This window comes from Cutibacterium sp. LaCa_89, assembly GCF_058177555.1.
The window spans coordinates 1,996,616-2,009,648 of sequence record NZ_CP190889.1; the positions used below are offsets into that span (position 1 = coordinate 1,996,616).

12 protein-coding genes are annotated in these 13,033 nt (G+C 63.9%); 9 read left to right on the top strand and 3 right to left on the bottom strand.

Going from position 1 to position 13,033, the window contains the following annotated elements; genetic code table 11:
* The first annotated feature begins 32 nt into the window (after positions 1–32).
* Complete coding sequence (locus tag ACP8LP_RS09160) at positions 33–929, top strand: hypothetical protein (protein WP_063279435.1); 897 nt, start codon at positions 33–35, stop codon at positions 927–929.
* Between the two features lie 115 nt (positions 930–1,044).
* Here the strand turns inward: ACP8LP_RS09160 and ACP8LP_RS09165 are convergent, their stop codons facing one another.
* Positions 1,045–1,338 (bottom strand): DUF1540 domain-containing protein, encoded by a 294-nt coding sequence (locus ACP8LP_RS09165; protein WP_187117005.1) that lies wholly within the window; start codon positions 1,336–1,338, stop codon positions 1,045–1,047.
* A 252-nt stretch (positions 1,339–1,590) separates the two neighbouring features.
* Between ACP8LP_RS09165 and trmB the strand changes: the two genes are divergently transcribed.
* The 6 genes from trmB to ACP8LP_RS09195 all read left to right on the top strand — a co-directional run bounded on the left by trmB (position 1,591) and on the right by ACP8LP_RS09195 (position 7,681).
* The gene (gene trmB / locus ACP8LP_RS09170) at positions 1,591–2,415 is read left to right on the top strand and encodes a tRNA (guanosine(46)-N7)-methyltransferase TrmB (protein WP_016666062.1); all 825 of its coding nucleotides are present in this window, start codon (positions 1,591–1,593) and stop codon (positions 2,413–2,415) included.
* Positions 2,412–3,248, top strand: a complete 837-nt coding sequence (truA, locus tag ACP8LP_RS09175) for a tRNA pseudouridine(38-40) synthase TruA (protein WP_023033156.1) — start codon at positions 2,412–2,414, stop codon at positions 3,246–3,248. The genes trmB and truA overlap by 4 nt, the downstream gene beginning before the upstream one ends.
* Positions 3,248–3,868 (top strand): class I SAM-dependent methyltransferase, encoded by a 621-nt coding sequence (locus ACP8LP_RS09180; protein WP_252908204.1) that lies wholly within the window; start codon positions 3,248–3,250, stop codon positions 3,866–3,868. Before truA ends, ACP8LP_RS09180 begins: the two co-directional genes overlap by 1 nt.
* Positions 3,869–3,942: 74 nt before the next feature.
* A complete protein-coding gene (locus ACP8LP_RS09185; protein ID WP_171023527.1) occupies positions 3,943–5,205 on the top strand; it encodes a CbiQ family ECF transporter T component in 1,263 nt (420 codons plus the stop codon).
* Complete coding sequence (locus tag ACP8LP_RS09190; RefSeq protein ID WP_016666066.1) at positions 5,202–6,857, top strand: ABC transporter ATP-binding protein; 1,656 nt, start codon at positions 5,202–5,204, stop codon at positions 6,855–6,857. Before ACP8LP_RS09185 ends, ACP8LP_RS09190 begins: the two co-directional genes overlap by 4 nt.
* Positions 6,854–7,681, top strand: coding sequence for an ECF transporter S component (locus ACP8LP_RS09195; protein ID WP_016666067.1), 828 nt, complete (start codon positions 6,854–6,856; stop codon positions 7,679–7,681). The genes ACP8LP_RS09190 and ACP8LP_RS09195 overlap by 4 nt, the downstream gene beginning before the upstream one ends.
* On the opposite strand, the gene ACP8LP_RS09200 is transcribed toward ACP8LP_RS09195, so the two are convergent.
* Both ACP8LP_RS09200 and ACP8LP_RS09205 read right to left on the bottom strand, forming a co-directional pair.
* The gene (locus tag ACP8LP_RS09200) at positions 7,665–9,284 is read right to left on the bottom strand and encodes a hypothetical protein (protein ID WP_021107839.1); all 1,620 of its coding nucleotides are present in this window, start codon (positions 9,282–9,284) and stop codon (positions 7,665–7,667) included. The two genes, ACP8LP_RS09195 and ACP8LP_RS09200, sit on opposite strands and share 17 nt — an antisense overlap.
* The gene (locus ACP8LP_RS09205) at positions 9,266–9,952 is read right to left on the bottom strand and encodes an ABC transporter ATP-binding protein (protein ID WP_187117044.1); all 687 of its coding nucleotides are present in this window, start codon (positions 9,950–9,952) and stop codon (positions 9,266–9,268) included. Before ACP8LP_RS09205 ends, ACP8LP_RS09200 begins: the two co-directional genes overlap by 19 nt.
* A gap of 701 nt (positions 9,953–10,653) precedes the next feature.
* Here ACP8LP_RS09205 and ACP8LP_RS09210 point away from each other — a divergent pair.
* Both ACP8LP_RS09210 and ACP8LP_RS09215 read left to right on the top strand, forming a co-directional pair.
* Entirely contained in the window at positions 10,654–11,274 is a 621-nt protein-coding gene (locus tag ACP8LP_RS09210; protein ID WP_016666070.1) for a superoxide dismutase, read from the top strand.
* A gap of 355 nt (positions 11,275–11,629) precedes the next feature.
* Positions 11,630–12,994 (top strand): MFS transporter, encoded by a 1,365-nt coding sequence (locus tag ACP8LP_RS09215; RefSeq protein ID WP_147612069.1) that lies wholly within the window; start codon positions 11,630–11,632, stop codon positions 12,992–12,994.
* Positions 12,995–13,033 lie beyond the last annotated feature (39 nt).

The window sequence follows — 13,033 nt, forward strand, 5'->3', positions numbered from 1 at the left end:
GATTAGGCTCGCCTAAGAGGAGGGATGTGACAATGACTGCCCACGGCAACACCAACGACGGCATGGCCCCGGACCCGAAGACCCGCATCGCATCGACCTTGTCACAACGCAGTTCTTCACTCGCCCGACGCATACTCGGCGGCGCCGGCATGGCCACGATGGTCGCCCACGCGATGACCTCGGCCGACGGAAACCTCGATGAGTGGACGTGCGATCTACAGGCTCACGGAGTCACGGCATCAGGACGATTCATCGTCGCCCTGCGCCCCCAGCCAGCCCAGGCACTCTGCCAGATTCCCGCCGGCCTATCGACCGACGTTCGCCTGGAGATTTCCAAGGATTCCCCAGAACCGGCAATCCGGCTGCTGGCAGCGACCCTCCACATTCTCGGAACCATGACCTGGCTGAGTGCCGACCAGATCGATCATCTGCTGGCAACTGACGTGTTGCCGAGCGAAGTCTCGATGATCACCGAATTCGACGATGGCCTCATCGGCCTCATTGACCCGCGTCAGGCCATCCTGCACGACGCCCTGGGAAGTGCAGAGATCGATATCCCCACCCTCATCGCCGATTTGCCGAATGACGAGGTCTTCCCATCAATCAACGACGAGCTCTCAGCCCTCGACGTCGTCGCCTCCCTTGGCGACTTCCACCTGTCGCAGCTGTGCGACGCGGTGAGACAGGAAAAACTGCCGGGCTGCAATTGCTGGTCGCGCGCCACCCACCACGCATGTCCTCACACCGTGGGACGGGTGTTCTGCGCGGACATTGATCGCACCGGGCTGACGCTCATGTACGTCAACCCCGATCAAACGGGTGCGGTGTTCATTCCTCTAGACCAGGAGGCATCGTCCCTCCCTGAGCTCGAGGCCGCCGTGGCCCAGCTCCCCCTGAACTCGGGTCCGGTACGCCCTACGCGTGTCTGACAGCCGGAACCGGGACAGCGTGGGCCTCCTCTCCCCCGAGGGGGCCCACGCCTGAACCACGGCGGTCAGTTGCGAGGGCATCACCCCTTCAACAGGCAAGACGCCTACGCCTGACTCAGCGCGCTTGGTATGCCGTGCAAGCCGCAGCGTCACTGATGGTGACCTCCTTGGCGGTGCACAGAAGCTTGTCGTTGTGGATGCACTCGATGCGATGGCAGGCACCAACGCGCCCGTCAGCCGAGGAAAGGCCGGCGCGAGCGTCAAGGTGAGCAACGGTTGCGCAGGTGGGCTTTCCGGCGGTTCCACCGACCGTCACTGCGAAGGCGGTACAGCCGGAATCATTGAAGGCACAAGCGGTGCGGTTGCAGGAAACAACGGGAGTTGCGGTAGACATGTCGAAACCTTTCATAAATGACCACCGCGTGTCTGACACTGCCAATGCTAGACACTCAAAACAGCGTTCACAAGCAAGGTAAGCCTCATCTCAGAGTCGCATCTGACAAGGAAGAACACGTCTCGAATTAGCGAATTGACTGTTTATCTTTTGATGCGCTGAACATTCAGATATTCATGCTTTCCACAACGTTGGAAATTCCAAAACACAGACCTTCGCAAATTCATCCGCACCTGCTGTCGGCGCAATCGCCTAGCATGTGTGCCCATGACCGACGACCTCGACACCGCCTCCGGGTGCGACTCCCCTACCCCGCTGCCCAATACCGCGGAGTACTCCGACGACCACTCAGCTGGCGCACATCGCTCGGGTGACCGCGCACGACGCGGCGTCGTCTCCTTCGTCCGCCGGTCCCCCCGCATGAACGTCTCCCAGCAACGCGCCATGGACACCCTGGCCAGCACGTACATGATCGACGTTCCTCGTGACACCACCAGCACGTCCGTCGCGCCTGACGCCCGACTCGACCTGCCGACGATTTTCGGACGCGTCGCCCCACTCACCCTCGAGATCGGAACCGGATCCGGCGACGTCCTGGCCACCCTCGCGGCAGCCCATCCCGAGCGGGACTTCATCGGGTTCGAGGTGTATCTGCCCTCGGCCGCCAGCGCTCTCAACAAGCTCCATGTCGCTGGCGCAACGAACGCTCGCATCATTCTCGCTGACGCCGCCGCTGGTCTGGACCACCTCGTCGATCCCGGTCAGGTCGACGAGATCTGGACTTTCTTCGCTGACCCCTGGCACAAGAAGCGTCACCACAAGCGCCGCATCGTCAACCCCGACATGGCCCGCCTGGTGGCGTCACGACTACGCCCGGGAGGGTTGTGGCGTCTTGCCACCGACTGGGACGACTACGCGACCTGGATGGTCGAGGTGCTGTCGGCCGAGCCACTGCTCGAGCCGGTCAATGCGGGCCCTAACGGTTTCAGCCCACGCTGGGACGAACGCCCGGTAACCCGCTACGAGAAGAAGGGGCTCGCGGCTGGGCGAACCGTCCACGACCTGACCTGGCGTCGTGTGGACGAGTCATGACCCGCTGGCGTCTGGACATCGCCTACGACGGGGCGAATTTCTCGGGGTGGGCGGCACAGCCGGGTCGTCGCACCGTTCAGGGAGAGCTGGAGACATGGATTCCCCGGGTGCTCCGGCTCGGCGAGCCAACCCCACTGACGGTGGCTGGGCGAACTGACGCCGGAGTCCATGCCCGCGGTCAGGTGGCCCACGTCGATCTTCCCGACGGCATCGACACCTCCTCGATGCTGCGCCGGTTGGCGCGGGTCCTCGATTCCGACGTCGTCGTCAGGTCTATCCGCCCTGTTCCCGGCGAGTTCGACGCCCGCTTCTCGGCCTTGTGGCGTCGTTACGTCTACCGGCTGTGGGACGAGTCCTCCCGACCCGATCCGCTGACGCGATTCCACGTGGCATCCGTACGAGGGCACCTCGATCTTGACCGCCTCAATACGGCCGGCGATTCCCTTCTCGGGCTGCACGATTTCGCCGCCTTCTGCAAGTACCGCGAGGGCGCGACAACCATCCGCACTCTCTTGGACTGCCACGCCGAACGTCTCGAAGACCCGTGCGGGACCATCGAGGTGACCGTCCGGGCCGACGCCTTCTGCCACTCCATGGTGAGGTCCCTCATCGGAGCTCTGACGGCCGTCGCCTCCGGCCGCCGCGACCAGCACTGGCTCGACGAGGTCGCCGCCAGCACGTCGCGGGCGTCGTCGGTGCTCGTCATGCCAGCTTGCGGACTCACCCTGGAAGAGGTCGGCTACCCAGCCGACGAAGACCTTGCCGAGCGTGCCGCCCAAGCGCGTTCCCGTCGAAGCCACGACGAACTCTGCGACACCTGTTGGGAGGACTGATGAGCCGATCCCGCCGCGATGACCACGCGCCCAGCCATTACTTCACGACCCCCGAGGGGCCGGTGCAGACCCGCACCATCACCGTCAACGTCTGGGACGACTCCATGATGATGACGACCGCCGGTGGAGTGTTCTCCGGCGCACGCCTCGACCCGGGAACCGCCGTCCTCATGCGCGAGGTCACTCCCCCGCCCTCCGACGGCACCTTCCTCGACCTGGGTTGCGGGTATGGACCCATCGCCTGTGCCTTAGCGCGGGCCTGCCGCGGCTCAAAGGTCGTCGCCGTGGACGTCAACGACCTCGCCATCGACCTCACCACTCGCAACGCCAAGGCCCTCGGGATCGGCGACCGTGTCCACGCCTGCCGTCCCGAGGAGGTCGATTCGGACCTGCGCTTCGACGAGATCTGGTCCAACCCGCCGATCCGCGTCGGCAAGCCGATCCTGCACGAGATGCTGACGACCTGGCTGTCACGGCTGACCGACGAGGGAGTAGCGCACCTCGTCGTCGGAAAGAACCTCGGTGCGGACTCCCTCACCCGCTGGCTGTGCGACCAAGGTTTCGACGCTGCCCGGGTAGCCTCCGCAAAGGGTTTCCGGGTCATCGACGTCAACGCCTAAGCTCGTCGTAGACTGATGTGGTGATGATAGGAAGGGAAGTCATGCCTCACGACGACTGGGACCGGCGCTGAGCTGTGTCAAGACTGGTGACGAGGACGGCCGACCCGGTCGTCGAGAATCCTTCTGCCACGACGCACGGCAGCGCCCGGACAGTCCACCCATGGTCGTGGTGGGGCTGGGCGGCCGGCTGCGGAATCGCCATCAGCCTCACCAACAATCCCCTTCTCGTCGTACTCGTCACGGCGGCCGTGGCACTCGTCGTCACCTTGCGTCGCACCGACGAGCCCTGGGCTCGTTCTGCCGGTGTCTACGCCGGTATGGCCCTGACGGTCGTCGTCATCCGGGTGTTCTTCCAGGTTCTGATAGGAGGAGACGGGACAGGGACCGTCCTCTTCCGACTACCCAAGGTGTCCCTGCCTGACTGGGCAGCCGGGATCCGGCTCGGTGGACCGGTCACCGCTGAAGGCCTGGCTGCCACCGGTTACGACGCCCTTCGCCTGGCCGGCATGCTGATCTGCTTCGGCGCCGCAAACTCCCTGGCCAACCCACGGCGAGTCCTCAAGTCGGTCCCGGCCGCCCTGCACGACGTCTCGGTGGCCATCGTCATCGCCCTGGCGGTCTTTCCCCAACTCATCGCGTCAGTGCAACGAGTCAGACGGGCCCGAAGGCTGCGTGGTGACACCAGAAAGGGAATGAGAGCCCTCGTCGCAGTGCTCGTCCCCGTGCTCGAGGACTCGGTGGAGACCTCGATGTCCCTAGCCCGTGGAATGGAGTCGCGTGGGTACGGTCGAACCCGCAACGACCGACAGGTCCGCCCCGGGACACGAATTCTGCTCGTCCTCTCGGTGATGGGGCTGACCCTGGGCTGCTACGGGATCCTGGCCAACCCGACCGGATCGTTCAGCGCTGACCCGTCGACCTGCGCCCCTGGCAGCCTGTGCTCGTGGTTCCTGGCCGACCGGATGGGCCAACACATCGGCATCGTGCTCATCGTCGTCGGCGTCATCGGGTCGATCATCGGCCTGCGGACCTCGGGACGTCGTCTCGGGGTGAGCCGGTACCGTCCCGATCCCTGGACCTGGCAGGCCACCGCGTCATGCCTGTGCGGCGCCGTCGCGATGATTGCCATGATCTGGCTGTCCCAGGCCAATCCGAAGGCCATCACCGTCCCCACCTCGCCGGTGGCCTGGCCATCGTTGGAACCGGCCATGCTCATCGTCGTCGTGGCGGCCGCCCTGCCCGGGGTGCTCACCCCGGCGCCTCAACGATCCGCGTCAGCCGACCCGGAGCAGGCGGCCTCGTGGAAACCCCGGAAAGATCAGGTGAGCGAGTCATGACCGATGTCATCACCCTGTCGAACGTGTCGATCACCCACCCCGGTGCCACGGCTGCGACCCTCAGGAACATCAACCTGACCGTACAGGAGGGTGACCTGGCGCTGGTCGTCGGGCGTACCGGCACCGGCAAGTCGACCTTGTTGGGGGCGCTGAACGGAATCGTCCCCCATTTCACCGGTGGACGTCTCGACGGCACCGTGACGGTGGCCGGACGTGACACCCGCACACATCGTCCCCGCGATCTGGCTGACGTCGTCGGAGTCGTTGGGCAGAACCCGGTCAACGGATTCGTCACCGACACCGTTGAGGACGAGATCGCTTACGGCATGGAACAGCTGGGCATCTCCCCGTCGGTGATGCGCAAGAGAGTCGAGGAGACCCTGGACCTCATGGGGATCGCCGACCTGCGACGTCGGGCACTGCTGAGCCTGTCAGGCGGCCAACAACAGCGGGTGGCCATCGCCGCTGTACTTGCAGCCCAGCCTCGCATCCTCGTCCTCGACGAACCCACCAGTGCGCTGGATCCCACCGCAGCCCAGGACGTTCTTGCCTCCATCACCACGCTCGTCCATGACGTCGGACTGACGGTGGTGCTGGCCGAACACCGACTGGAACGCGTCATGCACGCCGCCGACACCGTCTGGTGGCTTCCCGGTGACGGGTCCATCGTGCAGGGTCGCCCGGAGGAAGTCCTGGCTCACGCTGACGTCATCCCACCCTTGGCCGCACTGGGCCGGGCCATGGGATGGCCGACCGTTCCATTGTCAGTGCGCGAGGCCCGCCGTCGTGTCGGTACGCGCCCCGACCTCCCGAAAGCACCACAACCCTCAGAAACCATGACCTGGCAGGGCCACGGTGACGAGGTGCTGCGGCTGGAGAAAGTCGGTGTCGATTACGGCACGGTCCACGCCGTCGACGCCATGACGACGACCCTGGGGCTCGGAACCGTCACCTGCCTCATGGGGCGAAATGGGTCGGGCAAGTCATCGCTGATGTGGGCCATCCAGGGGGCGACGAGGTCCTCGGGAAAGGTCCTTGTCAACCATGACGGATCCTGGACCGACCCGCGCAAGGCGAACGCCGAAACCGCGCGGAAGATGGTGAGCCTGGTTCCCCAATCCGCCGCCGACCTGCTCTACCTGCCGACGGTGGCCGAGGAGTGCGCCCAGGCTGACAAGGAGTCCGACGTTCCCGAGGGAACCACGCGGGCCATCCTCTCCCAGCTGGGCGTGGAACTACCGGAAGATCGCAACCCTCGTGACATGTCGGAGGGGCAGCGGCTGGCCCTCGTGCTCGCAATCCAGTTGTCCAGTCGCCCTGACGTTCTCCTCCTGGACGAGCCCACCCGCGGCCTCGACTACGCCATGAAGAACGAGCTGGCGAGAATCGTCAAGGACATCGCCGCCGGCGCCACTGGAGCTCCTGCGGCCGTCCTGCTAGCCACCCATGACGTGGAATTCGCAGCAGCAACGACCGACCGCACCATTGTCATGGCAACCGGCCACGTTGTGGCCGACGGATCCACGCGCTCGGTGTGCACCTCCTCACCGGCCTTCAGCCCACAGATCGCCAAGGTCTTCCACCCGGCCGACGTCATGACGATCGCCGATGTCAAGAGGCTCGTGGGAAACCCGGGAGGTACGGGCCGATGAGCAACCGACAGAAGCAGAACGTCGCCGTCCGCACGTCGACGACATCGCGGGTGCTTCTCGTCGTCACCGCACTCATGGGTCTGCTGGCCTTCTGCTGGCCGCTGTTCCTCGACCCCGGCAGCTCGACCGACTACGAGACGCGCACCCCCTTCCTCTTCGCAGCCATCCTGCCGGTGGTGCTCGCCGTAGTGGTGTCCCAGCTCAGTTCGGACGGTATCGACGTCAAGGCCATCGCCATGATCGGCGTCCTCACCGCCTGTGGGGCCGCGCTACGAACCCTCAGCCCGTCGATGGCCGGCATCTCCTTCGTCTTCATCCTCATGATTCTCGGCGCGAGGGTGTTCGGCGCAGGGTTTGGATTCGTCCTCGGTACGACGACGATGTTCGCGTCCGCCCTCCTCACGGCAGGCTTTGGACCGTGGCTGCCCTACCAGATGATCGCCTCGGGCTTCGTCGGGCTGGGAGCGGGCCTCCTCCCCCGTGCCAGAGGGAAAGCCGAAATAGCGTGGCTGTGCGGCTGGGGATTCATCTCCGCCTTCATCTACGGCTGGCTGATGGATTTCGCCTTCTGGCCGTTCAACCTGGGTACCAGCACCCAGCTCTCCTTCGACCCACACGCGTCTCCGCTGACCAATCTGTGGCACTTCGTGCTGTTCAACGTTGCAACGTCCATGGGCTGGAACCTGGGACGCGCGCTCACCAACGTCATCTGCCTGGCGCTGCTGGGCGGTCCGATACTACAGGTGTTGCGTCGAGCCTCCCGACGCGCTCAATTCGGCGCGTCAACGGCAGAATTGGCGCCACAGCTCACGACACCGGAGTGACCTTCTTCAGCACCTCGTCCCAGCTGCGATCAAGTTTTCGTCCGCCCACGATGATCCCAACATGCAGTATCAGGAGGGACCACGCCAGCCCGACGACGAAGGTCAGGAGGATGCTCCACCACGAGTTGTCGGTCATCCCCACCAGCATCACGAGCAGGCCGATCGGGATGGCGGTGATGACACCTGCCACCATGCCGATGAGGGCCCCCAGGCAGCCAGCACCCGTCGACGATCCGGAACCGGAGTTGAACCCGCTCCCCTTACGATTGTCAGCCACCCGCATCGGATTGACGACACCCATCCACGAGCCGATCCCCGTCGAGAGCAGGAGGGCACTCCAGGCTTCGGCGACCACCACCGGCAACAGTTCCCACTGACCACAACGCCACACCATGACGAGGGCCAGCAGCAAACCAACCGGCATCGTGACGATGAGGTAAGCAATCGCGCGACCGCGTCGATCCTCCACACCGGCGACCGACGCCTCAATGTGATGCCACAAGGCCGTCCCGTCGTAGCTGATGAGCGAACCCGCGTAGAGCGGCACCGCGCACAGCATGACCATGAAGGGGAGGGCGGTGAAAACGAGAGCTGACGTCGTGCCGCTCACCTTGTACCCGCCATTGATGAACATCGGGACCAGAGCAAAAACCGGGATAAGGAAGGTGTTGAGCAGCAGAGACACCATTCGAGGATCGCGCTTCATGTAGCGCAGGGTGCGTCCGGCAATAGCTCCGGTCGGGGTGACCGGAAACATGCGATCTATCCGGCTTTCAGCCTTGATCTTCTCGGCACCGCCGCCATCTCCAGCTGGCGAGACGAGGCGACGGTCAACGATGGCCTGCCAGGCCCAGACCATGAGTGCAAGACCAGCGATGCTGAGGACGAGCTTGACGATGAGTGCCAGCCACGTGCTGCTGGCAGCTTCCCAGGGCATCGACCAGGCCCATCCTAGCGGGGTCCAACCAACAATCCGTCCGACGTTGACCGGAATCGCGTTGGTCGTCGCATCAGCCCTTGTCACGAACTGCATCCCGACGCCCAGTCCGCAGCACAGGAGTACGAGAAGGACCATCATGGTCTCGCGGAATCGACGCTTGGCCAGCACCGCCGACATCGCGGCCAGCAGGAGATTCGATGTGATCATGGCACCGGACCATCCCAGTAGGACACCGAGAACGGCCACAACGACCGAAATCGCGCCCGCACTGGACCATGCGACAACATGTGAGGCTGCCGCGACCAGGGTGACAATTCCCCCCAAGCCCAACAGACCGGCTGTCACGAACGCAGGCATCAGCTCCCGAGAACGCCTGGGGAACATGGCGTACCGCGAGGGGTCGGTGTAGATCGGTTGGGCACCGAAAAGTACCGGCAGCACGATCCAGAAGACCATGAGGGAGGCCCCTGCGGCCACGGTGCTGGCCCCGCGAGGATCGACGCCAAGTTGACCGGTCGAGAACACGTAAGAGAAGTAATTCCCACCGAGGAACAGGGCCATCAGAATAAGGAAGATCAGTCCGACCGTCTCACCGGCCTTGGCGCCTTTACGGCACGGGGCCAGAGTGGTTCGCCACTGGTATTTCAGGACTTGCGCAACCACGTGAGCCCCTCCCCAGTGTTGGCATTTCCGCCGACGAGCTCGACGAACCTGTCCTGCAGGGACTTGCCCTGACGGACCTCGTCGATGGTCCCGATGGCGTGAAGTTGTCCCTTCGCGATGACGGCCACCGAGTCGCAGAGGGACTCGACAAGCTCCATGACGTGGCTGGAGATCACGACCGTCCCGCCGCCGTCGACGAAGTGACGCAGGATTGCGCGGATCGTCTGACCGGAAACCGGGTCGACGGACTCGAAGGGTTCGTCGAGGACGAGCAGGGCCGGGTCGGCGATGAGGGCGCAGGCCAGACCGATCTTCTTCGTCATGCCGGCGGAGTAGTCGCACACCAGGGTGTTGGCAGATTCCGTCAGGCCGAGGGCGTCGAGAAGACCGTCGGTGCGCTCATTGACGGTGCCCTCGTCGAGGCGATGCAGCATCCCACAAAAATGGAGCAGCTCTCGGCCAGAAAGTCGGTCGAAGGTCTTCATCCCGTCGGGGAGGACGCCCATCTGGGCCTTGGCCGCGGCCGGATCTGCCCAGAGATCATGGCCAAGCACCTCGATTCGGCCGCTGTCAGGACGCAGCAACCCAGTGGCCATAGAGAGCGTCGTCGTCTTGCCGGCCCCGTTGGGGCCGACAAAGCCGAACATGGAGCCACGCGGAACCCACATCGTTAGGTTGTCGACGGCAATCTTGGTGCCGAACCTCTTGGTGAGGCCGTCGATTCTCACGGCTGGGTCACTCGTCGGCGAAGCCGCCAGAGGCGTGGACACGTCGGTCTGAGGGATGGGCCAGGATCCTGTGGGGTCAGTCACATCATTCATCAAATCACATTGTCAGACCACACCTAAAGAACCGATCAGCGCTGCAGCCACGGCCAGACCGTCTGTTCCGGCCCCGTATGACCACCTGTTCCGAAGGTCCCGGTACTGGTCACATTCATGGGGATGCACCAGGTTAGGAAAAGCTCAGCGCCGACCAGGGCGACGGGGAGGGTGGAGCAGCCACCGCTGATATTGGCGATGGACCTCGCAATCATCGCATCGCAACGACGAAGGCCAGCAACAGCAATAGGGGAAGGGTGTCGGCGCGCACCTGGCTGCTCCTGTCTGGTGTGACCGGCCGCGTCAGCGGTCAGGCCTCACGTCAGAGGTAGTACGTGAAGGTCGTGGTTACAGCGTCAGGACGGGGCCTCGTCGCTGTCGCTGAAGACTGAAGAGCTCTAGCCAGGACCAATTTCGGCACATTACGTGAAAAATCTCGCAGTTGTGGGAATGATGGAGACAGTTCCGGTGTTGTACCAAACAAGCGGCCCCGCCAAGGGCCACGTCATGACGGAAGCCATGGCGCATCTCGTTCCACAGGAGGAAGAATGGCTGTTTACACCCTTCCCGATCTCGACTACGACTACGGCGCACTGGAGCCCCACATCTCGGGCAAGATCATGGAGCTCCACCACGACAAGCACCACAACACCTACGTGCAGGGTGCCAACACCGCCCTGGAGAAGCTGGCCGAGGCCCGCGAGAAGGGCGACTTCGGAGCCATCAACAAGCTCGAGAAGGACTTGGCCTTCAACCTCGGTGGACACATCAACCACTCCGTCTTCTGGAAGAACATGTCCCCCGACGGCGGCGGCCGTCCCGAGGACAACGAGCTCGCCGCTGCCATTGACGAGTTCTTCGGATCCTTCGACGGCTTCAAGAAGCAGTTCGAGGAGGCCGCCAAGGGCGTTCAGGGCTCCGGCTGGGGCATGCTCGTCTGGGATGTCCTGGGCCAGCGCCTCAACACCATGCAGCTGTTCGACCAGCAGGGCAACCTGCCGTCCGGACAGATCCCGATCGTGCAGCTCGACATGTGGGAGCACGCCTACTACCTGCAGTACCAGAACGTTAAGGCCGACTACATCAGCGCTTGGTGGAACGTCGTGAACTGGGCCGACGCCCAAGCTCGCTTCGATCGTGCCCGTTCCCAGACCCCTGGCCTCATCTGAGAGACCGTCTGAACTCACGAGGGGCTCGTCTTCTTGACGAGCCCCTCGTGGTGTGTCTGGGCCATACTTCCCGAGAAGCCTTGCCCCAATCGGCTTGACCCACCACTTTGACCCACCAACTGGTGGTAATCCCGAAAACCTATTCACCAGCTGCCACACGCGATGACAGCCCCACCCCATCCTTTCGGCATATGCACGGGACTCACGAGTCTCAGCGAGGCGACCCCCTCCACGGCTAAATTTCAACAGGGCCGAAACCGTAACTAACGGCCCACCAGCCATGAAACGGTGAGTCGATTGGCTTACGGATCCGCTCGGTATCGTCTCGTGGTGCATTGTCCACCACCGGAAGGGGCTGCCACGATGGCCGCCAACACGCTGCCCACCAGTTCGATGCCCAATAGCGTCGACACGCATCTCCCCGGAGTCCAGACGCTTCCTGCGCCATGTCACCGCTGCCACGGCGTTCGGAGGCGGACTCGACGGATTCGACCTCGGTATCATCAGCGTCGTCATCCTGCACATCAATCATGACCTGGGTCTCTCCCCCGCGATGGAAGGTCTGGTCGGCGCCGCAAGCTTGCTCGGTATTTTCATCGGCGCTCCACTCTTCGGCTACCTCACCGACAAGTTCGGCCGCCAGAAGATGTTCATGGTCGACATCATTTCCTTCATCGCCATTGGTGTCGCCCAGGCCTTCGTCACCGGCGGGGTGTCCCTGGCCATCCTCCGATTCCTGCTGGGCATGGCCATCGGCGCCGAGTACTCGATCGGTGCCCCGATGCTGTCGGAATTCGCCCCGGCCCGGGAGCGTGGATCGAAGCTGGCCTTCCTCGAGTTGTGTTGGCGTATCGGTTTCCTCATCGCTGTTCTGCTGGGCTACGCGCTGTTGTGGCTCGGGATCTCGTGGAAGTGGATCCTGGCGACCTCGGTGATTCCTGCCCTCGTCGTGTTGGGCCTGCGGATCGGTCTGCCCGAATCCCCACGCTGGCTGCTTCGTCACGGCCGAGAGGCCGAGGCGCGTGAGATCGTCGAGAAACACATGGGTCCGGAGTTCTTCGAGGCCGAGGAGTTCGCCGCAGAGTCGGTCGGCGAGGACGGGTACCGCAAGCTCTTCCGCAAGGGTCAGCTGCGACGCACCGTCTTCGTCTGCATCTTCTGGACGTGCATCGTCACCCCGTACTTCGCCATCTTCACCTACGCCCCGAAGGTGCTGGAGTCCCTCAATGTGAAGTCCCAGGCGACCGGCACGATCCTCTCGAACACCGTCGGCGCGATCGGTGCCCTCATCGGCCTGCTGGCCATCGACCGGATCGGTCGCCGCCGCATGCTCATTGGCCCGTTCTGGGTGCAGATGGTGGTCCTGCTGGTCGTCGGCCTGTGGACGAACGCGCCGTCGTGGGTACTGGTGCTCGGTCTGGCGGTCTTTGCCCTGGTCAACTCCTATAGTGACATCCTCACCGCGGTGTACCCGTCAGAGATCTTCGACACCGACATTCGCTCCAGCGGCGTCGGACTCGGGTCGGCGATGAGCCGTATCGGCGCCTTCCTCGGCACCTACCTGCTGCCCATCGGCATGGGGACGATCGGCATCAAGTGGTGCATGGTCATTGCGGCAGGACTGTGTGTCATTGGCGCGGTGACTGGCCAGTTCATGGCCCCGGAGACCATGAACCGCTCCCTCACCAGGACGTCCACCGGCGACCTCATGGACACCTGAGCACTTGGGGGCCTGGGATCTCGCCCGATCCCGGGCCGG